The organism is Pelagibacterium lentulum, from assembly GCF_003992625.1.
GTDB classification, from domain to species: Bacteria; Pseudomonadota; Alphaproteobacteria; order Rhizobiales; family Devosiaceae; genus Pelagibacterium; species Pelagibacterium lentulum.
Genome location: NZ_RZMW01000042.1, coordinates 7,501 through 30,549, shown reverse-complemented (window position 1 = coordinate 30,549; position 23,049 = coordinate 7,501). Strand labels below are relative to the sequence as shown.

The 23,049-nt window shown below is 58.0% G+C and carries 24 protein-coding genes (1 of these 24 only partly in view); 3 read left to right on the top strand and 21 right to left on the bottom strand.

The genetic code is table 11. From position 1 onward, the window contains the following. A complete protein-coding gene (gene chpT / locus EO133_RS16150; RefSeq protein ID WP_127073690.1) occupies window positions 1-660 on the bottom strand; it encodes a histidine phosphotransferase ChpT in 660 nt (219 codons plus the stop codon). Between the two features lie 111 nt (window positions 661-771). Continuing rightward, window positions 772-1,245 (bottom strand): YHS domain-containing (seleno)protein, encoded by a 474-nt coding sequence (locus EO133_RS16145; RefSeq protein WP_164735052.1) that lies wholly within the window; start codon window positions 1,243-1,245, stop codon window positions 772-774. A gap of 205 nt (window positions 1,246-1,450) precedes the next feature. Between EO133_RS16145 and EO133_RS16140 the strand changes: the two genes are divergently transcribed. Next, entirely contained in the window at window positions 1,451-2,026 is a 576-nt protein-coding gene (locus tag EO133_RS16140; protein WP_127073688.1) for a DUF1134 domain-containing protein, read from the top strand. 252 nt (window positions 2,027-2,278) lie between these two features. Continuing rightward, the gene (locus EO133_RS16135; RefSeq protein ID WP_127073687.1) at window positions 2,279-3,406 is read left to right on the top strand and encodes a coiled-coil domain-containing protein; all 1,128 of its coding nucleotides are present in this window, start codon (window positions 2,279-2,281) and stop codon (window positions 3,404-3,406) included. 64 nt (window positions 3,407-3,470) lie between these two features. Here EO133_RS16135 and flhA read toward each other — a convergent pair whose 3' ends face one another. From flhA to EO133_RS16090, 9 genes are all read right to left on the bottom strand, one after another. Next, window positions 3,471-5,597, bottom strand: a complete 2,127-nt coding sequence (gene flhA / locus EO133_RS16130) for a flagellar biosynthesis protein FlhA (protein WP_127073686.1) — start codon at window positions 5,595-5,597, stop codon at window positions 3,471-3,473. A gap of 113 nt (window positions 5,598-5,710) precedes the next feature. After that, entirely contained in the window at window positions 5,711-7,081 is a 1,371-nt protein-coding gene (gene flbD / locus EO133_RS16125) for a sigma-54-dependent transcriptional regulator FlbD (RefSeq protein WP_127073685.1), read from the bottom strand. A gap of 18 nt (window positions 7,082-7,099) precedes the next feature. Then, a complete protein-coding gene (gene fliN / locus EO133_RS16120; RefSeq protein WP_244640854.1) occupies window positions 7,100-7,387 on the bottom strand; it encodes a flagellar motor switch protein FliN in 288 nt (95 codons plus the stop codon). A 68-nt stretch (window positions 7,388-7,455) separates the two neighbouring features. Then, window positions 7,456-8,082 carry a FliH/SctL family protein gene (locus EO133_RS16115; RefSeq protein ID WP_127073683.1) on the bottom strand — a complete coding sequence of 209 codons (627 nt, stop codon included), beginning with the start codon at window positions 8,080-8,082 and terminating at the stop codon, window positions 7,456-7,458. Then, entirely contained in the window at window positions 8,079-9,152 is a 1,074-nt protein-coding gene (gene fliG, locus EO133_RS16110; protein ID WP_127073682.1) for a flagellar motor switch protein FliG, read from the bottom strand. The genes EO133_RS16115 and fliG overlap by 4 nt, the downstream gene beginning before the upstream one ends. An 8-nt stretch (window positions 9,153-9,160) precedes the next feature. Then, window positions 9,161-10,783 carry a flagellar basal-body MS-ring/collar protein FliF gene (gene fliF, locus EO133_RS16105; RefSeq protein WP_127073681.1) on the bottom strand — a complete coding sequence of 541 codons (1,623 nt, stop codon included), beginning with the start codon at window positions 10,781-10,783 and terminating at the stop codon, window positions 9,161-9,163. Between the two features lie 407 nt (window positions 10,784-11,190). Beyond that, window positions 11,191-11,469, bottom strand: coding sequence for a CtrA inhibitor SciP (sciP, locus tag EO133_RS16100; protein ID WP_116654789.1), 279 nt, complete (start codon window positions 11,467-11,469; stop codon window positions 11,191-11,193). Between the two features lie 167 nt (window positions 11,470-11,636). Then, window positions 11,637-12,350 (bottom strand): flagellar hook assembly protein FlgD, encoded by a 714-nt coding sequence (locus EO133_RS16095; RefSeq protein WP_127073680.1) that lies wholly within the window; start codon window positions 12,348-12,350, stop codon window positions 11,637-11,639. 9 nt (window positions 12,351-12,359) lie between these two features. After that, window positions 12,360-13,769, bottom strand: coding sequence for a flagellar hook-length control protein FliK (locus EO133_RS16090; RefSeq protein ID WP_164735051.1), 1,410 nt, complete (start codon window positions 13,767-13,769; stop codon window positions 12,360-12,362). Between the two features lie 291 nt (window positions 13,770-14,060). Here EO133_RS16090 and mnmA point away from each other — a divergent pair, with 291 nt between their 5' ends. Beyond that, window positions 14,061-15,209 (top strand): tRNA 2-thiouridine(34) synthase MnmA, encoded by a 1,149-nt coding sequence (gene mnmA / locus EO133_RS16085; RefSeq protein WP_127073678.1) that lies wholly within the window; start codon window positions 14,061-14,063, stop codon window positions 15,207-15,209. Here mnmA and EO133_RS20310 read toward each other — a convergent pair. The 10 genes from EO133_RS20310 to EO133_RS16045 all read right to left on the bottom strand — a co-directional run. Beyond that, entirely contained in the window at window positions 15,206-15,379 is a 174-nt protein-coding gene (locus EO133_RS20310; protein WP_164735050.1) for a hypothetical protein, read from the bottom strand. The two genes, mnmA and EO133_RS20310, sit on opposite strands and share 4 nt — an antisense overlap. Window positions 15,380-15,491: 112 nt before the next feature. Then, entirely contained in the window at window positions 15,492-16,445 is a 954-nt protein-coding gene (locus EO133_RS16080; protein ID WP_127073677.1) for a ring-cleaving dioxygenase, read from the bottom strand. Between the two features lie 119 nt (window positions 16,446-16,564). Continuing rightward, the gene (locus EO133_RS16075; RefSeq protein WP_127073676.1) at window positions 16,565-17,545 is read right to left on the bottom strand and encodes an energy transducer TonB family protein; all 981 of its coding nucleotides are present in this window, start codon (window positions 17,543-17,545) and stop codon (window positions 16,565-16,567) included. Continuing rightward, window positions 17,545-17,931: an ExbD/TolR family protein gene (locus tag EO133_RS16070; RefSeq protein WP_127073675.1), complete on the bottom strand. Its 387-nt coding sequence runs from the start codon at window positions 17,929-17,931 to the stop codon at window positions 17,545-17,547. Before EO133_RS16070 ends, EO133_RS16075 begins: the two co-directional genes overlap by 1 nt. Before the next feature lie 3 nt (window positions 17,932-17,934). Continuing rightward, window positions 17,935-18,321, bottom strand: coding sequence for an ExbD/TolR family protein (locus EO133_RS16065; RefSeq protein ID WP_127073674.1), 387 nt, complete (start codon window positions 18,319-18,321; stop codon window positions 17,935-17,937). Continuing rightward, window positions 18,311-19,021 (bottom strand): MotA/TolQ/ExbB proton channel family protein, encoded by a 711-nt coding sequence (locus EO133_RS16060; protein ID WP_127073673.1) that lies wholly within the window; start codon window positions 19,019-19,021, stop codon window positions 18,311-18,313. The genes EO133_RS16065 and EO133_RS16060 overlap by 11 nt, the downstream gene beginning before the upstream one ends. A gap of 2 nt (window positions 19,022-19,023) precedes the next feature. Further along, window positions 19,024-19,443, bottom strand: a complete 420-nt coding sequence (locus EO133_RS16055; RefSeq protein WP_127073672.1) for a hypothetical protein — start codon at window positions 19,441-19,443, stop codon at window positions 19,024-19,026. 37 nt (window positions 19,444-19,480) lie between these two features. Continuing rightward, the gene (locus EO133_RS20705; RefSeq protein ID WP_280516133.1) at window positions 19,481-19,615 is read right to left on the bottom strand and encodes a hypothetical protein; all 135 of its coding nucleotides are present in this window, start codon (window positions 19,613-19,615) and stop codon (window positions 19,481-19,483) included. A 12-nt stretch (window positions 19,616-19,627) separates the two neighbouring features. Continuing rightward, on the bottom strand, window positions 19,628-20,692 hold the full coding sequence (locus EO133_RS16050; protein ID WP_127073827.1) for a ribonucleotide-diphosphate reductase subunit beta: 1,065 nt from the start codon (window positions 20,690-20,692) through the stop codon (window positions 19,628-19,630). A 76-nt stretch (window positions 20,693-20,768) separates the two neighbouring features. Then, on the bottom strand, window positions 20,769-23,049 hold the 3' portion of the coding sequence (locus tag EO133_RS16045; protein ID WP_127073671.1) for a ribonucleoside-diphosphate reductase subunit alpha. It continues 593 nt past the right edge of the window; the window shows 2,281 of its 2,874 coding nt (coding positions 594-2,874); its start codon lies beyond the right edge, outside the window — the gene reads right to left on this strand; it ends in the stop codon at window positions 20,769-20,771.

The following is a 23,049-nucleotide window of genomic DNA, read 5'->3' as shown; positions in this document are numbered from 1 at the left end:
TCAGTCGATGGTTGTGGGCAAAGGATCGGCGGTAAAGCGCAAGATGTCGCCATCAATGCCGATATTGACGCCCATGTTGCTGATACGGGCCAGAAGGCCGGTATAAAAGGGCTGGATGCCGCGTGCATCCACAGAACCTTCGGACGGAGCGCCAGAGATCAGGCCCGGCACAGCATCGGGCACGAGGGTCTTAGGGCCGGTGGCGCTGACCGTCAGGCCCGGATTGGTGCTTTCACCTGTCAGCTCCACTGTTACAGTGCCGCCGCGCGGGACGCCGCCGATGACGATGAGCAGCATGTTGAGCAACAGCTTGACCTTGTTCTTGGGCAAAAGGACTGGTTCGATTTTCCATTCGAGATCCGCTTTCTCGCCAGCCATGAGAAGCTGGGCCACCCGCTCGGCTTCGCGTGTGTCGATGTCGGTGCCCTGGGTCGAGGACGCGCCGAAGGCAAGGCGTGCAAATTCGAGCTTGGCGCGGGCCTGGCGCGTCGAGTTTTCGATAAGTTCCTTGGCAAAATCAGCCATTTCACTCTGGGAGGGGTCGGCAAGGACTTCGAGCCCGTTACCAATGGCGCCGACTGGATTGATCAGATCGTGGCAAACCCGCGAACACAGCATTGCCGCAAGATCGGCGGCTTCCAGTTCAATAACGCTGGTCATGGGAGAAGTCCTTTTGCTCAATACGCAGAATCATTTCTGCAGCACTTTACAGGCTGACGGGAAGGACACAACGAATCTTGCAAAATGACGCGGGGTTTGCCCCAGAAAGCATCAGGCGTCTCCCGGTGCGGGCCCGTGCTGCTCTTCATCCTCAAGAGTATCGGGGACGCTGAGACGGTCATTGGCATAGGAAGGCAGCAGATCCCATTGCCCCTGCCCACGGACAAGCGCAATGTTCGGATTGGCGCTGAAGGCCTCGCGGTTGCCAACGGAATAAAACAACAGCAGATGATTTTCAAAGATCAGAAAGATTGTTGGATTTCCGTCGGAAAGATAACCGCGGCTCATGGACATGGCGCAGTGACCGCCAAATCGCGGGGCGTAGATCTCGGGCGCGGAAAGGAAGGCGTCACGGTTGGCTTCGGAAGCGAAGTACCATGAGGCCCCCTGCCAGACGACTTCGTTGGACGCATCGCCAGGCCGTGCCTCATTGTCGGTGAAATAGGCAACCGGGTCATATCCTGACAAAGCCACCCCGGTCAGCGGGTCGGTTACCACAGACTGATGCTGAGCATTGGCCGGCACAATTGCCGCCAATACAAACACTAGCATTAGAAAAATGTGGTAAGGAATTGTAAGGGTTAAGATTTGTTTACTTATTTGCCGCATGATTGCCGTTATGAGCCGCTATGAGTCGATGGTTGCGATCTTAAGCAAGGCCGGTTGGGTCTTCGTTAATCGCAGCTGAAAATGGGCAAAAATTGCAACAGGCGGAATAGGAGCTAATTCCATGGTCAATCGCCTTTTCATGGCCGTCGTGCTGGCTGTTTCGCTGATGGTCGCACCGGGCGCCGCGAATGCGCAGCAGGGGGGCTCACTTTCAGACACATATTCTTCCGATGAAATCCTCAACGCAGGCCACCAGTTCTTCGGCAGCGTTGCACAGGGCCTGGCATCGCTTATCGAGCGCAGCTTTGCCGAGTATGGCCAGCCAAATGGCTATATTCTCGGGCAAGAAGGGTCCGGTGCGCTGTTTGCGGGCGCGCGTTTCGGTGAAGGCGTACTGCATACACGCAACGCGGGCAGTCACAATGTTTTCTGGCAGGGGCCAAGCCTGGGCCTGAACTTCGGCGGTGATGGCAGCCGGGTCATGATGCTCGTCTATAATCTGCCCTCTGTCGATACGCTTTATGATCGCTATCCGGGGGTCGATGGCTCGATCTATGCGGTCGGCGGACTTGGTATGACGGCGCTGCGACGCAACGACATCTATATCGTGCCGATCAGCTCGGGCGTGGGTATTCGGGCTGGCGTATCGGTCGGCTATCTGAAATTCACTCAGGAGCCCACCTGGAACCCCTTCTAATCCAGATCAATATGCGGGCAGCGCTTGCCACGCGCTCGAACGAATGTGTATGGCCTCTGCGCATCGCGCGGAGGCCAGCGATTCTGGGCCCTTTCGATCTTAACCCACGCAATTGTGTTCCGATTTTGCCGCATTAAGGCTTCTAGAAGGGTTAGGATGACGACAGAGAAGCATTTGCGCTAAGGTTAAGGTGTTGTAAATCGGTCAGTGTCTTGCCGGGTTTGTTGCGTTACCCCATTTGGGGAGAGGTAAATGGTCGTCGAAAACATAATGTTCTTTGCGCTCGGGTTCTTCGGCGCTGGCCTGATCGGAATGGTGGTCGGGACAGCAGTATGGAATCGCGCGGTCAGACTGACCAAGCGGCGCATCGAAGCGGCGACACCGGTAACTCTCAATGAATTCCGCGCCGATAAAGACAAGTTGCGTGCAGTCCACGCCGTTGAAATCCGCAAGCTCGAAATCCGTAATGACATGTTGCGTGAGAAACTGTCCTCGCTGGTTTCGCTGATCGATGCCAATGGGGCGGAAATGGATGCGCTCAAAGCCGAGCGCGACGAGCAATATGATGCAATCGGCGCCCTGCAGGTGCGCGAGCAGGAACTTGTCGCCCGTATTCGCGATCTCGAACGCGACAGCGCGGCACTGGCCGCGCGTGTGCGCCAGAGTGACGAGGGCTATGTTCTGCCGATCCATTCAGGAGAGAAACCAGAGCCGGTAAGCGCCGAGCAGCTTTCGGGGGACTATCGCGCCGATGTCGAGGACCTTCTGACGGCGCTGTCCATTGAACGGCAACGCAACGCGTTTCTGGAGGAACAGGCGCGTATGCTGCTGGCCAGGCTCGAAAAGAGGAAAAAGGGATCGATCAAGGACGAGGCCATCGCGCTGTTGCGCGATACGCTTGCCGCCAATGACGATCCACAAAGCGGGGCACGAGTTGCCCTGCATCAGGCCGAAACACGCATTTCAAGTGCAGAGAGCCGCCTCAATGCTCTTCTGGCGGATGCCAGCGGCGAGCCGGTAAATGGCACCGGAGCGGGCTCTAGCGCGCGGCATCTGGCGGAAGATCTTTCGAGTGCCGAACGGCTCGATGCGCTCAAGACGCAGGTGCTGGCGCTCGAAGCCGAGGCGCGCGATGCGGAAAATTCCCAACATCATCAGGCCTTGCGTACCAAACTCGGGCAAATCGCGGCAGGGGTATCGGCGCTGGTCTATCAAGAAGACGCGGCCGAAGAGGAGGATCTGAGTGAAAGCCTGTTCGACAAGGTTCTGAAGTTCTCCGATGGCAGTTTCGATCCCGAAGAACTCGAGCATGGCCCGGCCGATACGGCAGGACCGGTTTCAGACCGCCTGGTCGCGTTGCGTGATATGCACGTGCGATAGCGACCTGACGGGATGAGGAAAGAAAAAGGGCCGGAGCATTGCTCGGGCCCTTTTGCGGTTCTGGTTATACCGTGCCCACCGTGCGGAGTCTCACCCTTGGGTGAACCTCGTTCTGGCTCATCACCACAGTCTGAGGCCGGAAGCGTTCGACGATCGAGCGGACATGGGGCCGAATCTGGGGCGATGTGATGAGGACAGGGATTTCCCCCAACTGAGCGGCACTTTCATATGCGCCCTGGATGCCCGAGATGAATTGCTGGAGCTTGGAGGGTGCCATGGCCAGATGCTTGTCGTCCCCCTCGCCAATCATGGCTTCCGCAAAATCGCGCTCCCAGTTGGGCGAGAGCGTCAGAAGCGGCAAAGTGCCGTCATGGGAGAGATTGGCGGCGCAGATCTGACGCGCAAGCCGCGAGCGGACATGCTCGGTCATCTGGGCCGTGGTGCGGGCCGTGCCTGCGATTTCAGCAATGCCTTCGAGAATGGTCGGAAGGTCGCGGATCGAAATACGTTCGGAAAGCAGGCCTTGCAGAACGCGCTGAATGCCCGAGACCGAGATAAGCGAAGGCACGATGTCCTCGACCAGTTTCTGTTGATCCTTGTCCAGCCCGTTGAGCAGCGACTGCACATTGGCGTAGCTGAGAAGGTCCGCGGTGTTGGCCTTGAGCACTTCGGTCAAATGGGTCGAAATGACGGTTGACGGGTCGACGATTGTCAGGCCTTGCACTTCCGCTTCATCGCGCAGAGCGGTATCGATCCAGGTGGCGGGGAGGCCAAATGTCGGCTCTACCGTGTGCTGGCCCGGCAGCTTGATGTCATTGCCCATCGGGTCCATGACCATGAGCAGGTTGGCATGGACTTCGCCTTCACCGGAAACCACTTCCTTGATCTTGACCTTATAGGCATTGGGTTCGAGCTGCATGTTGTCCAGAATACGCACCGCGGGCATCACAAAGCCCAATTCGGTTGCAAGCTGACGACGCAACGCCTTTATCTGCTCGGTAAGGCGGTCGGTCCCAGAATCGTCCTCCTTGACCAGACCCAAAAGCCCATAGCCCAGTTCGAGCTTGAGCTCATCCATCTTGAGGCTATCGGCAATCGGGATTTCGGCGGGCGCAGACGCCTTTGCAAACTCTTGCGTTTCGGCCTGCGCCTGAGCTTGCTTTGCGGCAACTTTGCGCTTGCGGCTTGTGGACCAGGCCAGATAGCCAACGGCGCTGCCCAGCGTAACGAAGGGAAGCATCGGCATACCGGGAACCAGAGCCATCAGGAACATGACGCCTGAACTCATGCCAAGCGCGATGGGGTAGCCGGTGAACTGGGTGGTTAGGGCCTTGTTGGCAGACCCAGTGACGCCTGCCTTGGAAACCAGAATACCGGCAGCGGTTGAAACGATCAGTGCCGGTATCTGGCTGACCAGACCATCGCCGATGGTCAGAAGCGTGTAATTGTTGGCAGCATCGCCAAGGGTGAGGCCCATCTGGGCCGTGCCGATGATGATACCGGCAATCACGTTGATAAAGGTAATGAGCAGGCCAGCAATCGCGTCGCCGCGGACGAATTTGGATGCGCCGTCCATGGCGCCGAAGAACGAGCTTTCGTCTTCCAGCTTCTGGCGGCGCTCTTTAGCCTGGCTTTCATCGATCAGGCCCGCCGAAAGGTCTGCGTCGATCGCCATCTGCTTGCCGGGCATGGCGTCGAGATTGAAGCGCGCGGCAACTTCCGCGATGCGACCCGACCCCTTGGTGATGACGATGAAATTGACGATCAGCAGGATGGCAAACACGATTACGCCGATGATGAAATTGCCGCGCGTGACGAAATTGCCAAAGGCTTCGATAACATTGCCTGCCGCAGCCGTTCCAGTGTGGCCATCGGCGAGAATGAGGCGGGTAGAGGCGAGATTAAGCGCCAACCGTAACATGGCAGAAACCAGCAGAACGGTCGGGAAAGCCGAGAATTCCAGAGGCGTCTGAATAAAGAGCGCCGTCATCAGGATCATGACGGAAAAGACGATCGAGCAGGCCAGCATGATGTCCAGAAGGACCGGCGGCATGGGCAGGATCAAGACCGACAGGATGATTACAACGCCAATCGCCAGCCCGGCATTGGACTGGCGAATGATATCGAAAAACTCATTGATTTTGCCGAAGCCCATGGAGGGTGGGGCGGCGTTAGGCGTCGTGTCACTCATGGGTTGGTCTGACGTCTCGTTGGAAGTGTTCTTATGGGGCGCCGCACCAGAGGACTGGCCTTTCTCCACACGGTGGAGAGAACCAATCGGGCTCGGGTGCGGCGCCGTGATTGTCATGCCGCGCTAGTGCGTTGCTCGCCGGGAGCGGGAATTGCCACCCCCTCATCGGCATATTGGTGGAGCTTATTGCGCAAGGTTCTTATCGAGATGCCAAGGATGTTGGCCGCTTGCGTTCGATTGCCGATGCAGTGGTTGAGCGTATCGAGAATCAGGTCCCGTTCCACATCTGCCACCGTGCGACCCACAAGCGTTCTTGAGGCGGCATCGGCGGCTTCGCGCACTTGGCTGGCGAGAGAATGGCTTTGGACGACATCGGAAAGGCCGGTGCCATCGGGCATGCGGATCGCGTCGCTTTCGATGACGTTGCCGGAAGATAAAAGCACCGCGCGATGCAAAGTGTTCTCAAGCTCGCGGACATTGCCCTTCCAGGGCGCGCGCAATAGCTCTTCCCGTGCGGCGGGGGAGAGCACACGCTGGGGCAGGCCGTTGGCGGCAGAATATTTGGCAACGAAGTGATCGGCCAAAGCTGCGATATCGCCGGGGCGTTCGCGTAGAGGCGGCAACTTGAGATTGACGACATTGAGCCGGAACAGCAAATCTTCGCGGAAACGGTTTTCGCGCACTTCCAGAGCCAGATCGCGGTTGGAGGTGGCCAGGATGCGGATGTCGACCGGGACCGGGCGGCTGCCGCCAACGCGGTCGATCAGGCGTTCCTGAATAGCGCGGAGCAACTTGGATTGCAGGCGGAAATCCATTTCCGAGATTTCATCGAGCAGTAGCGTGCCGCCATTGGCTTCCTCGAATTTTCCGACGCGGCGGGCAACAGCGCCGGTAAAAGCACCCTTTTCGTGTCCGAACAGTTCCGATTCGAGCAAGTGTTCGGGGATGGCGGCGCAGTTGATGGAAATGAAGGGTTTGGAGGCACGGCGGGAACGGGCGTGAAGATATTTGGCCATCACTTCCTTGCCGGTGCCGCTTTCGCCGGTGATCAGAACCGAGGCATCGGATCCAGCGATCTGATCGGCAAGCCGGACGACATTGGCCATAGCCGGATCGCGGTAGAGAAAGTCTGAGGATTCCTTGGCAACCGCAGCGATCACGGCGGCGATCAGTTCAGCATCGGGCGGAAGCGGGATATATTCCTTGGCGCCTGCCCGGATGGCATTGACGGCTGCGGCGGCGTTGGTTTCGGTGCCGCAGGCGACCACGGGGATATGGATGCGTTCTGCTTCAAGGCCGGCAATAAGGGCCGGGATGTCCACCATCACATCAACCAACAGAAGATCGGCACCTTTGCCCGATCGCAAGGTCGCAAGCCCGATGTCGATTGTGGAGGCATGAGCAACCTTGGCTCCGCCATCCATGGCCATCTTGCTGGCTTGGCTGAGCTGTCCTTCAAGGGCTCCGATAATGAGTAAGCGCATAGTTCGATACCTCCTCGATTATCCGGCTTTGATGATTTCGGTCATGGTGACACCCAGGCGCCCATCGACCAGCACGATTTCGCCGCGGGCGACGATACGGTCGTTTACATAGATGTCGACCGCTTCACCCACCTGCCGGTCCAGTTCAACCACCGAGCCAACATCCATCTTCAGGAGATTGGAAACCGGCATCTTGGTGCGACCGAGAACGACCGACAGGCGGACGGGAACGTCAAAAACCGCTTCAAGATCGTCCGCGCTGCGTTCACCGGACGCCATGTCCTCGTTCTCGGTATCCGCGAGCATTTCCTCGAAGGTTACGTTGTCCGAGGAGGTTGCGATATCGTCATCGCTATCGGCCATTGCTCAGCTCCTTACTCTGTCTTTGCATCATGGGCGGCGAGATAGGCCGCGATGCGCGCATTGATTTCATCGGAAATGGTATTGATGTCGCGGACCAATCCGCCATCGACCCATTCCAGGCGTCCATCGCCCAGGTGAATTTCGGGGTCGCCCATAACGACAAGCCTGCCGGTAAAGCCGGTCGATGTCATGTGGGCTTCCGCAGCGTCTTTCATGGCGTCGCATAATTCGGGATGGCAACGGATGACCAGATGCGGGGCATGATCGAGCGACGTCATGCATTCTTCGATCAGTGCGGTCATTTCCGCTGCCGGCTGACGGGCAACCAGATGGGCGGCGAGCTTGCGGGCGATGGTGGCGGAAAGCGTTACCGCATCCTCAAGATATTGCCGCTGGCGACGCGCCAGCGTTTCGACGGTATCGCCGAGCTTGTCCATCAACTGATTGGCAGATTCGGCCAGAGTATCGGCGGCGCGCGCCTCAATGGAGGACTGCCCGTCGCGCAGGCCATCGTTGTAACTGGATGCCCGCGCGTGGGCGAGCATCAGGTTGACCTCGTCCTCGGGGATCGAGCGCATTTTGCGCTGCGGGGCCGCAAGATCGAGATCGAAGGTGAAGCGGGCCGGTGCAGCACTCACAGAATCATCTCCTCATCGGCCTTGCCCTTGCTGATGATGATTTCACCGCGCGCGGCAAGATCCTTGGCGGTGTTCACCAGACGGCTCTGAGCATCATCAACGTCCTTCAGCCGAACAGCACCCATGGCCTCCATATCGTCGCGCATGAGCGCAGAAGCACGCTGGGACATGTTGCTGTAAAAGAACTCTTTGGCTTCGTCCGATGCGCCCTTGAGCGCCATGGCGAGGTCCTTCTTGTCCACATGCTGGAGCAGGGTCTGGATCGCGGCAGGCAGCAGGCGGGTCAGGTCGTCGAAGGTGAACATCAGCGATTTGATGCGCTCGGCGCTTTCGCGGTTGATGTCTTCGAGCGATGTCATGAAACGTGCTTCGGTCTGGCGATCGAAAGCGTTGAAAATGTCGGCCATCTGCTCATGGCTGTCGCGGCGCTGGGTATGGCTAAGGGTCGACATGAATTCGGTGCGCAGCGTGGCTTCGATCTTTTCAAGAATTTCCTTTTGCACCGGATCGATCGAGAGCATGCGCTGGACAACATCCATCGCTATTTCCTGCGGCAGAACAGCGAGAACGCGGCTTGCGTGATCGGGTGAAATCTTGGTCAGCACCACCGCGATGGTCTGGGGGTATTCGTTCTTGAGATAGCTGGCCAGAATGTCTTCCTGAACATTGGACAATTTTTCCCAGATGTTGCGGCCGGCCGGACCACGGATTTCTTCCATGATCTGGTCGACCCGGTCCTGTGGCAGGAACGAGAGAAGCAGACGCTCGGTTGAATCGCTGGTGCCCGACATCGAGCCGTTGGTTGAAACCGACATGACGAATTCGGCCATAAGCTGGTCGAGCATCTCCTGACTGATCGGGCCAAGCCGCGCCATGGCGCGCGACAGCTGGCGGATCTCAAGCTCATCGAGTTCTTCCCAGATCGGTCTGCCGAAATCGGGACCAAGCGCCAAAAGCAATGCCGCGGCCTTCTCGTCACTGGAAAGCTCGCGATGCGCGCCGTTATCGATCACCAGTCCGGTGCGTGCGTCCGATTTTGCGATTTCGTTTTTGGGTTCTGTAAGTGCCATGTCAGGTTCTATGCCGCCCGGTTCAGCCAGTCACGAATGACCAGCGTTGCCTGTTTTGGATTTTCTTCAACCAGTTCGCCCACCATCTTGAGTGTCTTGACCTGTTGTTCGCCCAGTGACTTGGCTTGTTCCATCCAGGCCTGCGAGGCTTCTTCGCGGGCCTTGATGAGCGCTGCCGTATCGTCAGGCAGGACCTCTTCGGGCACAACATCGGCCGGAGGAAGGGCGAGGGGCCGTTCTTCGGGGGCCAGTACCTTCTTGACGAGCGGCCGCATGATGAAGAGTACAAGCGCCAGTCCGATCAGAAGCGTCACCGCCATTTCAGCAAATTTCATCAGATCGTCGCGGGTGAAATCGAACATGCCGGGTTGAGCGGTGCCGATCTGGATGTCGGGCCGTTCAGCAAACGGCATGTTTATGACTTCTATCTGATCGCCGCGCGCTGCGTCATAGCCCATGGCCGAGCGCACGAGGGCAGAAATCTGATCGATTTCCTCCTGGCTGCGCGGCTGGTAGGTCGCATTGCCCGCATTGTCATAGGTGTAAGAGCCGTCCACGACCACCGCAACCGACATGCGCCGGATGGCACCGGCCTCGGTGACGGCGGTTTCCGTCGTGCGCGAAATCTCGTAGTTAAGCGTTTCTTCGAGGGTCGATGAGGAATGGCTTGAGCCGCCGCCATTGGCATTGTTCTCGCCGGCGCCGGGCAGTTCGTTGGCGACAGTCACCTCGCCAAGATTACCGGCGCCCTCAGATTGGTCACCGGTTTCCCGAATCTGGGTCGAGCGAACAACCTGGCTCTCCGGGTCAAAGATTTCCGAAGTGCGCGTGGAACGATTGAGATCGAGTTCGGCAGACACCTGAACGCGGGCGCGACCGGCGCCGACGACATTGGCAAGCAACTCCTCGATGCGGGAACGCATACGGTTTTCGACGCCAAGAACACGTTCCTCCATGGCCTGGGCCGTTGCGCTCATCTCATCGCCGTTCTGGCCCGATGCCAGCAGATTGCCGTTATCATCGACAACAGACACTCCATTGGGCGAAAGGCCCTCGATGGCAGAGGCCACAAGGTGTTGGACGGAACGGATTTCGCCGGAGGAAAGCTGACCGCGCACCGAAAGCACGATTGAAGCGGAGGGCTCCTTGTGTTCGCGCCGGAACAATTCGCGCTCCGGCAGGACCAGATGGACGCGGGCAGTGCGTACGCGGGCCAGCGAGGAAATGGTGCGCGCCAGTTCGCCTTCGAGCGCGCGGACATGATTGATGTTCTGCACAAAGCTGGTTGCGCCCAGAGTGTTCTGCTGGTCAAAAATTTCGTAGCCGATCTGGCCCCGGCGAGGCAGGCCGTTCTGGGCCAGCGACATGCGCACGGAGGTGATCTGATCGCGGGGGATCAGGATCGTATCGCCTTCGCCGCGGATTTCATGGGGAATGCCCATGGTGCCCAGCTCGGAGATGATTGCCGCGGAATCGTCAAATTCGAGTCCGGTATATAGTGGTGCAAGCTGCGGGGTGGTTGAGCGGATCATCAAGAACGCAAAAAAGCCCAGCAGCATTATTGCAACTACTGCCATCGCTGCTATGCGAGCGACACCCAGTTTGTGCAGCAGTTCCCCCAAGTCGTTCACGCCTAACCTCAACATTATCCAGACCGGTCCAGCTCTTGCCTCTTGAGCTGGTACGACCTTACTGACCGTTCGGAGACGCATTGCCCTTATGGGCCGGGATCGGCTCATCGTTTAGATGCTGCCATGTCCAGTTCTTGACGCGCTCCTTGTCGAAGTGTGTTTGTGAATCAACTCAGCCCCGACTGGGCAAAATATGCCTAGCTGATGGTAAACAAGGTGTTAACTTACTGTCCCATAATGCAATGGCAGGCAAAAATTGCCGTGTCTGGTTTGGGCGCTGTCTGCAATGCCCAGTATTTCCAGTGGTGAGCCAGTGGGAACGCACAAAGCCCGCCGCGAATAATCGCGACGGGCTTTGAAAATTTTGCCGGCGTAAACAGAGTGCCAGCTTTAACCGTTTAGGAAAGTTAACCTTCCCGGTAGTGCTGAATCCAAGTTGTACGCAATCCGGCAAGACCATGCTTGTCGATTGCGGCCTGCCAGTTGAGAAACTCGTCAACGCTCAAAGTATAGCGCTCACAAGCCTCTTCCAGGCTCAACAAACCGCCACGAACGGCGGCAACAACTTCCGCCTTGCGGCGAATAACCCAGCGCTTTGTATTGCTGGGCGGAAGGTCGGCAATGGTCAGCGGACTGCCATCTGGACCAATCACATACTTTACGCGCGGACGCATCTGTACGGTCATTTTACTCTCTACTCAACCTGACCATAACCAGTCGTCACACTAGCGTGTGTGGCTTAAAAATTGGCTAAGGGGAAACTTACAGGTCGTTAAGATGTTGAGCAAAATGATAGAAAATGCCCCCGGATGGGAGCATTTTTGCAACACATCAGAAGTCGTTACCTAGAAAATCAGGCTGCGGCAGCTTGTTCAGGGTCGATAGGATCGGGTTTTTCCTCATCGCCTGAAGGCATATCCGCGCCAACCGAAGTAATGGCCGAAAGCGGGATGCGCAAACCCGATATGATGAGATAGGGCTCAGAGCCGCTCAGATCGACAGACTGAACCTTGCCCATCAATTCGGTCGTCACCGGAACATATTTGTTGTCGGTATCACGAGCATCGATTGTTATTGTGAACTTGCCACTTGTGAGCTTGTTGCCGGAATCGGTCATGCCGTTCCAAACGATCTCATCCACGCCCGCTTCAAGCGACATCTGCTGGCGATAAACGACATTGCCGTTTTGATCCTTGATGGTGACTGTTGAGTTGGGTGCAGGGGCATCAAGTTTGTAAACCCAAGCCGCAACACCGCCCGAAAGCTCCGTGGTCGCGCCCGAAGCGGTGACTGTCTTGCCAACATATTGCACAGCGTGACCGTTAACGGCGGTCTGGTTGGCCATCATCATGGCTTCGAGAAACTCGTTGGTCTTGAGTTGCTGCTCAACCGAGGAAAATTGCACGAGCTGTTGGGTGAACTGGTTGGTATCGAGCGGCTCGAGCGGGTTCTGGTTCTTGAGCTGGGTGACCAGAAGCTGCAGGAATGTATCGAAATTGTCGGCGATACCCTTGCGCTGGCCAGCAAGGCCGGAAGCACTGGAAGTTGCTGAAACGCCATCGACCATTTTTCTCTCCTATACCCAGAGATTGACTGCATCGAGCCGTGCATAGCCACGATAGAGCGTGGGCGATTGCGCAACCTGCAGATTTTGTTCAGCTTCGCTCGGCGGCACAGCCGCTTCGGCACGCCACTCCCTGGATTCGCCGCCCTCGGCGTGGTCGCTGGCGTCGTCCTGCTGCAGCGAGAATTCAAGGTCGGTCTCGCCATCAAGCCCGGCTTCGGCCAACGCCTTTTCCAACGCGCGCTGGTCGCGCTGCATCAGATCGAGCGTTTCACTTCTTTCCACGGCCAACCGAGCTGTGACATTGCCGCTTTGGTCGAATTCAATGCGAACGTCGATCCGGCCCAGCTCGGGTGGGTTCATGCGGATTTCAAAGCGATTGATGCCGTTATGAACATGGCGGGCAATTTCAGCGGCAACGAAAGGCATGTTGACCTGTGGCTCGGGGCGGGCATAGGCCGCGGCGGCCGGATTGGCCTGCTTGGCACCGAGGGCTGCCTGCAGATTTGTCGCTGGCGTGCCGGGTGTAATTGTCAGGCCATCGGGCATGTCAGCGCTTTCGCTGGCGCCTGCTGCCAATGCGGCTTGTGCCGCAGCAAGCGGATTGGTACCGCTCTGGCCTTGCTGTTGTCCCATGTCCGCTTGCGGGCCGGTGGCTTGCGGTTTGCTGGCATTCGCTGGTGCGATCAGGTTCTGTGCCGCGTCGGTCGCGCGCGATTCACCGGTAGCCTGACCCAGTTTCAGACCCTTTGACTGGTCGGCATTGGCAATGGCAGCGTTGGCATCGGGCTTGATTTCGCTCGCGATCAGGTGGCGGCGCATCTGGGCATCGGGTTCTGCGTTTTTCGCTTCCGCCTCGATCTGGGCGGCATGGCCATCAAGCTGTTTGACGAGCGCGGTCAATTGCCCGGCAATGTCTGGCGACTGACTGCGCAATTGACCGGCCAGTTTGCTGGCAAGCCCACTCAGCCCGTCAATCGGGCCGGATGCACCGGGTGTTGTTTCAATCCCGAGCCGCTCAAGCAGGGCCTGCAATTGGCCAAAGAAGGGATGATCGGGGCCGGGAAGGGCCGTATCTCCGAGCAGGCCTTCAATGTCATCAAGCAGAGCCGCCAGCTCTTCAAGCTGTTCGCCGGTTGGTGCTACGCCGTTTTCAAGGTTTGCGGCAAAACCGGCCAGTGTTTCGGCCAGTTGCGCCAGCATGGCTTCAAGGCTGGACGCCGCAAGATTGGTAGGGCCAGCGCCGAGAGCGGAAAGTTGGGAGGGATCAATTGCCGCGACAGTCCGCACCCCGTTAATGCCGTTCTTGTCCATGACGAAATTCATCAAATCAGCAAAGTCGGTGCCGTGGCTCTGTGCGGCCCTTGCCGGGCCGGCCATAGCTGACTGAATTTTTGAACCTACTTGGATTGCGCTGGTCACAGTTGGATACTCGTAAATGGACGTTCTCACGCCAACGCAATGCAAATGGCTTGCCAGTTTGGGCTTCTCGGAATTAAGTGTTATATATCATTGTCTTGCTTCTTGGTTGGTCGATCTGTAAGGCAAGCGATCTGTAGCCATTCGGCAAGAAAGCCCCTCTGAAGCGGCAAATTTTGCCCTGCGCTTGCCGAGCGAATGCAAAAGGCGTAAAAGCCCTCTGCTTAGTGGCAGGCAGAATTGTACGCCCGCTATTTGTCCGCTGGCCCTTGACCCCAACCGGATGAGAGAGAAATGGTAAACTCCCTTGGTTTCGACCGTGCGCCGGGCGAAACTCGTGTCGTCGTCGCGATGTCCGGCGGCGTGGATTCTTCAGTCGTTGCCGGATTGCTGGCCCGCGAGGGCTATGAAGTCATCGGGGTAACGCTTCAGCTTTACGATCATGGTGAGGCAACCTTCCGCAAGGGCTCATGCTGTGCGGGGCAGGACATCCACGATGCGCGCCGGGTTTCGGCTGCGCTGGGCATTCCTCATTACGTGCTCGATTATGAAGAACGGTTCCGCAAGGCGGTGATTGAACCCTTTGCCGAAAGTTACGCGCTGGGGGAAACGCCCATTCCCTGCGTCTCGTGCAACCAGTCGGTCAAGTTCGTCGATCTGATGGAAGTGGCCAAGGATCTCGGCGCGGACTGTCTGGCGACCGGGCATTATGTCCGCTCGCGGATTGTGGATGGCAAGCGCCAGCTTTTGCGTCCGCTCGATGGTGATAAGGACCAGACCTATTTCCTTTTTGCCACGACTGCGGGGCAACTGGATTATCTGCGGTTCCCGCTCGGCAATATGACCAAGGACGAAACCCGCGCCCTGGCGCGCGAAATGGGGCTGACCATTGCCGAAAAGAGCGACAGCCAGGACATTTGTTTCGTGCCCAAGGGGTCGTACTCCGATGTCATCAAGAAGCTGATGCCCGAAGCGGAAGTGCCCGGCGATATTGTCGATCAGCATGGCAAGGTGCTTGGCCGTCACAAGGGGATCATCCATTACACCGTCGGCCAGCGGCGCGGTCTGGGGATCGCCTCGGGCGAGCCTCTCTATGTGCTCAAGCTCGATGCCAGGACACAGCAGGTTGTCGTCGGGCCGAAATCGGCGCTATCCACCCATACGGTGCGGCTGCGCGATATCAACTGGCTTGGCCCCAAGCCGCTGGTCGAAATGGTGGCGGGCAATGGCATGGCGCTTGAAGCCAAGGTGCGCTCGACCCGTGCCCCGCAGGAAGCCGTTATCTTTGTGCGCGACGGCGAGGTCTATGTGACGCTGATCGCGGGCGAAGCGGGAATCGCGCCGGGTCAGGCCTGTGTGCTTTATTCCGACGACAGCGAGGATGCACAGGTGCTGGGCGGAGGCTTTATCGCTGAAGCGGTGCCTGCAGCGATGGTCGCCTAATCAGTATCTGGCTCTGCCGGTTCTGGTTCTTCCAGAGCCGGTGTGCTTTCCTGCACGCCCCATTCGCTGGTGGTGGCAATGATGGTGCCAGCGATTGTGACGGCGGCAAGCAAGAGCACGCCAACGAGAATCAGGCGGTTTGTAAAATCAGGCTTTTTGTCCTGGGGCATTGGCAAACCAATTTAGCGATTGAAGCAATCTGGATTGTTCCTAACGTTTAAGGCGCGGCAATTCCAACCGAAATTGCCGCGCCTTTCGTCACATAGGGAGTTGTGCGCCCGTTTAGTGTAGAGGCTTGAGACCCGCTTCGATCTGGGCGCGCTTGGGTTCGAGAAAGGGTGGCAAGGCGAGTTTTTCGCCTAGCGTTTCCATAGGCTCGTCAACATCGAAGCCCGGCCCGTCCGTAGCGATTTCAAACAGGATGCCATTGGGTTCGCGGAAGTAAAGCGAGGTGAAGTAGTAGCGTTCGACTTCGCCTGAGGAGCGCAATCCGGCCTGGGCAGCGCGGGCAACCCACTTGTCGAACTCATCCTTGTTGGGCGTGCGAAATGCAATGTGATGAACGCCGCCCGCGCCCTGGCGAGCAAAAGGCAGATCAGGCTCGACGGCAACGTGAAGTTCAGCAGATGCGCCGCCATCGCCCATAGCAAAGACATGAACCTCGCCCTGATCCTCGGTGGCCGGGTGCGTGCGCACCTTGCGCATGTTCATCACAGCTACAAGCACAGGCTCGCTGCGGCGCAGATCGGGCACGCTCATGGTGATCGGTCCCAGCCCCTTGATCTGGCGCTCGGCAGGAACCGGGCTTTTGGACCAAGGCTTGGCGCCGCCCGCGCGCGTGTCGTTTACAAGGCGCAGACGCTGACCTTCAGGATCTTCAAAGTCGAGCGACATATGGCCAGACCGTTCGGCTACGCTGCTGGTTTTAACGCCATTTTTCTCAAGATGATCTTTCCACCAGTGTAGCGATGCTTCGCCCTCGACCCGGAATGCCGTGCGGACAACCGAATGGGTGCCGCGCTGTTCGGGTGCTGTTGGCCAGTCAAAGAATGTAATGTCGGAGCCGGGTGAGGCTTTCCCGTCACCATAGAAAAGGTGATAGGCGCTGGTATCGTCCTGATTGACGGTTTTCTTGACCAGACGCAGGCCGAGTATCTGCGTGTAAAAACGCAGATTTTCGGGCGCGTTGGCGGTAATTGCGGTCAGATGATGCAGTCCTGTCAAATCGAGCGGCATGATGAACCTCGTTTGCTTTCTTGTATGCCGGCAAAGATAGGACAGGACTAACGGGTTCGATAGGGGGCGAGGGTGAACACTGCGTTCAGGTCTTGCGAGCGATCCGGCCAGAAAGGTGTTCATCTCGTAAAGGATAGCGGCAGAGTGAACGACCATTGGTTACGGCCTGCGGCCGGCGGGATGGGTGGAAAGGGCGCTGCGCGCTGAACCGTGGCGATGGCGGCCTGATCGAGCACAGCATTGCCCGAACTGCCGCGAATCTGAGCGCCGACCAGTTGCCCGTTTGCGGCAACTGTAAAACTCACTAATGACTGGCCCGTTGCGCCGCGTGCGTTGGACGGATAGCGCAGCGCCCGACCCAGCGCAGCAGCGACCTGACCGGGATAATTGGAAACGGCGGCATTGCCTGCCTGGCTATTTGCTGCCTGGCCGGTGCTTGCGGCGTTGCCTGTTGCCCCGCCCTGGGCCACGCCCTGACGGGTATCGCTTGGCGCTGTGCCACCCGAGCCAGCGGCACTTGCGGTGCGGACCGGTTGCGGTGTTGGTTGCGCGGCAAGCCCGGCCGGGCGCGCGGGCGGGGTTGGCGGCGCCTCGGGCTCGACCACAAGCACTTCGGTAACCTGTTCACTGGCTACGGTCTCCGGATCGGAGCGATCTTGCTGAACAAGCGTTTCGATTTCCAGCGTTTCGGCCTCGGTGACATTCCGACGAACGATGGGTTCAACCGCGGTTTCGCGTTCAACGACATGGCTTGTCTGGTTCTCCAGCGCAACGATGATGCTATCGGGATCGATGCTTTGGGTTTCGACAGCCTCGATGATTTCCATTTCGACGGGCTGAATGACTTGCGTGGCCTCCGGCGCGAGCGCTGTGGACGTTTCCTGCTCTATTTCCGCGGTCACATCTGTGGCATCGGCAATCTGCGTGGGCACTGCGCCTGCCGACACGGCATCGGCAAAAGTATTACCGACAATGGACACTTCGGCAGCCATACCACCGGCAATCTCGATGGTTTGCGGGCGTGGGGTGAACCACGCGGCCAGCAACAGATGCAAAAGCAGTGAGGCGGTGATGGCAATTGTCCAGGCGCGCAGCGTCATCACACTTGCCTTTCGGTGACAAGAACGATGTCGGCGATGCCGAGCGCGCGCAACTGACCCAGCACATCGATCAGCATATCGGCAGGCAGATCCCGATCAGCGCCGAGCCGGAGGGGTTCATCCTCTCGCGGTGCATGGTTCTGCACAAAAGCGTCAAGGGTTATCGGCGTGCCATGCCAACTTGCCTGGCCTTCGGCATCGAGGAGCAAGGCAGCGAGCGGTGGGGATTGGGGGGCTTTCTGGGTTGCAGCGAGGGCGACATTGGGATCGACTGGAGGCGCTATGGTCCCTGCAACAAGGAAAAAGATCAGCATGAGAAACACGACATTGATCAAAGGGATCGTGTTTTCTCTTGCGCGGCGGGGCGTGGGGCGGGCGATCTTCATGGGCTATCGGGCAATGCTGACGGGAATGGCCGATGCACGGCGCAGATGCTCAAGCGCTTCGACCAGTTGCTGGGTGGAAACATCCTGACGGGGCAGAAGTATCGCGGAGGTGCCGCCCAGATCGGACAGGCGTTGCAGTTCCGCTCCAACGGCGCCGGGTTCCATCGGCTCGCCGTTGATCTCCCATGCGCCTTGATGATCGATCCTGATCAGGATGCCGGCTGTTTCTGCGACACCTGAACTGCCAACCCGGCCGCCGGAAACCGGGATTTCGGCATAGCGGGAGAATGTCGAGGTGAGCATGAAAAAGAGCAACAGCAGAAAGATCACATCGATCAGCGATGTGAGCGAAAGCGGCCTGCGTTTGCGCGGAGCGGCATTAATGCGCATATGTCGGTGTCAGCGTCTGGGGCGCGGTGGTGGTATGGTCCGCTTGCGCGTCAATGCCGCCGTCAACGCCGTTGAGCCAGCGGGTTGCTGTGTCCTCAAGCGCCATGCGCTCGTTTTCCACCCAGGATTCCAACATGGTCAGAATTGCCGATACCGGCATTGCGACGGCAAGGCCGACAGCGGTTGTGAGCAGGGCAACCCAGATGCCACCCGCCAGCACCGATGGATCGACCGCAGCCCCTGCCGATTGCATGGCCTGGAAGGCTTCGATCATGCCGAGGACCGTGCCGAAAAGGCCGAGGAGTGGCGCGATCTGGGCGATGGTATCGAGCGCCTTGAAGCCTTTTTGCAGTTTGTGGATTTCGACCGTGGCAAAGCGGGTCACTTCGCTTTCGATCTTGGCGATGTCGAACTTACCGCTGGTGCGGAGCGCCATGCCTGCAGCGAGCGATCTTGCGATAATCGAAGGGGACTCTTGGCATAACGACATCGCTTCAGCCTTGCGGCCGGACTGCCATAAACCGAGCGCCCGTTCCGGTGCATGCCAACGCCCAAGTCCGGCGCGCCAGAACTGATAGAATTTGAGAAGGATCAGCGCGAGTGCAATCACGGAGAGCGCCACAAGAAGGGCAACCACAGGGCCGCCAAGTGCCAGAATGGCGCTGACCTGCTCTACAAGGGGGATGAAAAAACTCTGCATGGTCAAAGTCCAAACGTGATGCCGGACCGGCTTTCGGTCACAAGCGATTGCAAGCAAACAGCTTGATCGACAGGACCATCGCAGGCCTGAATGTCGTTGATCAAAACGCGGCCAATGCTGTCGCATTGTGTATCGGGTAGTGTGAATTGCGCGACCTTGGTGCGCCCCTCTGCCATGGCACCGAAATCGAGCCCGAGCATGCGCATGACCAATCCATCCTGATTGAACAGGACGATTTCAAAGGCGATCTTTTCGAGTTCTGTGCCAAGCCGGTTTTCGCCAACAAAGGTCGTGCGGCAACCGCTGCCGGTGGTTTCAAGAGCGTTGAGATCGAGCGCGATCTCACCGGACTGGGAAAAGGCGGGGGGCATTGTCAATCCCAAGAACAGGATCGAAAGAATGGCTGGTGGAAAGCGTCTCATTGCAATGGATTCCGTGGGGCGTTCGAGCGTGATTCAGTCACGGCATAAATTTATGACTATTTAAGTCATAAATAAACGCGCTTGAGCCTTCATTGCAAGCCGGTTCCGGCAAACGCAGGTGCAAAAAGAAAACCGCCACCTTGCGTGCAAGGTGGCGGTTTTCTTTTTTCAAGTCGATTTCCGGTCAGTCCCAGCTCAGAGCGCCTGACGACTGATATTCGATGACACGGCTTTCAAAGAAGTTCTTTTCCTTCTTGAGGTCCATGACCTCGCTCATCCAGGGGAAGGGGTTCTCCGCTGGCGGGAAGACCGGCTCAAGCCCGAGTTGGGCACAGCGACGGTTGGCGATGAAGTGCATGTATTGCTCGCACAGCGCCGCGTTGAGGCCCAGGAACCCGTTGGGCATTGTATCCCGGCCATAGGCTGCTTCAAGTTCGGCGGCGTCTTTCAGCATACCGCGAATCTCGTTCTGGAACTGAGGCGTCCACAGATGCGGGTTCTCGTGTTTGATCTGGTTGATGACGTCGATGCCGAAATTGAGATGAATGCTCTCGTCGCGCAGGATGTATTGATACTGCTCGGCGATACCGACCATCTTGTTGCGGCGGCCCAGCGAGAGGATTTGCGCAAAGCCGGTGTAGAACCACATGCCCTCAAAGATCACGTAGAACGCCACGAGGTCTTTCAAGAAGTGCTGGTCAGCCTCCGTCGTGCCGGTCTGGAAATTGGGATCGTCAAGACTTTGGGTGTGCTTTAGCGCCCATGCTGCCTTGTCGGTGATCGAAGGCACTTCGCGATACATGTTGAAGAGTTCGCCCTCGTCGAGCCCGAGGCTTTCGACAATATATTGGAAGGTGTGGGTATGGACCGCTTCCTCAAAAGCCTGCCGCAACAGGTACTGGCGGCATTCGGGATTGGTGAGGTGGCGGTAGATGGCCAGCACAATATTGTTGGCGACAAGGCTTTCCGAAGCTGCAAAGAACCCCAGATTGCGTTTGAGCATACGGCGCTCGTCCTCGGTCAGCCCGTCGCGCGATTTCCACAATGCGATGTCGGCCTGCATGGAGATTTCGGTCGGCATCCAGTGGTTGGCGCAGCCCGAAAGGTATTTCTCCCATGCCCATTTATATTTGAGCGGCAGGAGCTGATTGACATCGGCGCGGGCGTTGATCATCGCCTTGTCGGAAACCGAAACGCGAGCTGCGCCGCGTTCGATTTCGCCAAGGCCGGTGGCGTCCGCCGATTCCATGAGAGGATTTACCGACGGCGATGGATTGGGAGCGTCGTCCCAAGCGAGAGTGCTCATTGTGTGTCCTTCTTTGCTCTTACTGGCAGGCTTCGCATTCGGGATCGTCGATGGCGCAGACGTTCATCCCCGCTTCGGCCTCTGCGCGGGCACGCATGGCTTGGATGGGATTGATGGCTGCAGGCGAAACAGCGTTGAGCTTGCCGTCAGTACCTTTGAGGGTCGATTTCTCAACGCTCGTGGCCGCGCGGGCGCGCAAGTAGTAGGTGGTCTTGAGGCCCATCGACCATGCGAGCTTATAGATTGCGTCCAAAGCCTTGCCCGAGGGGTTCGCTATATAAAGATTGAGAGATTGGGCCTGATCGATCCATTTCTGGCGGCGCGAGGCAGCAGAGATCAGCCATTTGGAATCGACCTCGAATGCGGTTGCAAAGATCGTTTTCAGGTCGTCGGGAATACGGTCGATCTGCCCAACGCTACCGTCGAAATATTTGAGGTCCGAGATCATCACCTCGTCCCACAGATCGCGCTTCTTGAGGGCTTTGACCAGCAGCGCATTCACCACCGTGAAGTCGCCACTCATGTTGGTTTTGACGTAAAGGTTCTGGTAGGCGGGTTCGATTGACTGGCTGACGCCGCAGATGTTGGAGATGGTCGCCGTAGGGGCAATAGCGAGGCAGTTGGAGTTCCGCATGCCGATGCTTGTTACGCGCTCGCGCAGTGCTACCCAATCCAGGCGCTGGGTGCGGTCCATATCGACGCCATCTCTGGCATTGGCAACGTGTTCAATAGAATCGATGGGCAGGATGCCTTTCGACCAGAGCGAGCCATCAAAGCTTTGATAGCGTCCGCGCTCCTCGGCCAGTTCGGTCGAAGCCCAGATGGCGTTATAAGAAATCGCTTCCATCGAGATGTCGGCAAATTCCACTGCCGCGTCCGATGAATAGGCGATGGATTGCATTTGAAGCGCATCCTGAAAGCCCATCACGCCAAGCCCGACCGGACGGTGCTTGAGATTGGAACGCCGCGCTTCGGGAATAGTGTAGAAATTGATGTCCACCACATTATCGAGCATGCGCATGGCGGTGCGGACGGTCTTGGCCAGCTTTTCCGTGTTCAGCCCGTTTTCAGTAACATGCGCGACGAGGTTGACCGAACCCAGATTGCAGACGGCCACTTCATCGGCAGAGGTGTTGAGGGTGATTTCGGTGCATAGATTGGAGGAATGCACCACCCCAACATGCTGCTGGGGTGAGCGAAGGTTGCATGGATCCTTGAAGGTGATCCAGGGGTGCCCGGTTTCGAACAGCATGGAGAGCATCTTGCGCCAGAGATCGACCGCGCGGACCTTTTTATAGAGTTTGATGCGCCCGGCTTCCGCGTCGGTCTCGGCCTGCTCATAGGCGGTCTTGAACGCCTTGCCGTAGAGATCGTGCAGGGTTGGAACATCGTCAGGCGAAAACAACGTCCATTCGCCGTCTTCCTGCACGCGCTGCATGAAGAGGTCGGGAACCCAGTTGGCGGTGTTCATATCGTGGGTGCGGCGGCGGTCATCGCCAGTATTCTTGCGCAGGTCGAGAAATTCCTCGATGTCGATATGCCATGTTTCGAGATAGGCGCAGACAGCGCCCTTGCGCTTGCCACCCTGATTGACGGCGATTGCGGTGTCATTGGCGACCTTGAGAAATGGCACGACGCCCTGGCTCTGCCCGTTGGTGCCCTTGATATGAGCGCCAAGCCCGCGCACCGGCGTCCAGTCATTGCCCAGACCGCCGGAATATTTGGCAAGCAAGGCGTTGTCCTTGACGCCCTTGAAGATGGCATCAAGATCATCGCCAATTGTGGTCAGGAAGCAGGAGGAAAGCTGCGGGCGGCGCGTACCGGCGTTGAACAGCGTTGGTGTCGAAGCCATGAAATCGAAGCTTGATAGCAGATTATAGAATTCGATGGCCCGGTCTTCGCGCTCGGTCTCGCGCAGGGCAAGGCCCATTGCAACGCGCATGAAGAAGGCTTGCGGCAACTCGTAGCGCTTGTTCGCGACATGGAGGAAATAGCGATCGTAAAGGGTCTGAAGGCCCAGATACTGGAACTGCATGTCACGCTCAGGACGAATTGCGGCTGCGATTCGCCCAAGATCGAAGCGGTCCAGTTCGGGGTCGAGCATGTCCGCTTCAATTCCCGTCTTTATATAGGCCGGGAAATATTCGGCGTAGCGAGCGGCCATATCCGCCTGGGTCGCCTGCTCTGGGCGGCGGAAAACGTAGCTCAGCGCTTCGCGACGCAACTTGTCGAGAAGCAGTCGGGCGCTGACCTGGGCATAGTTCGGCTCGCTTTCCACCAGCGTGCGCGCGGCGAGAATC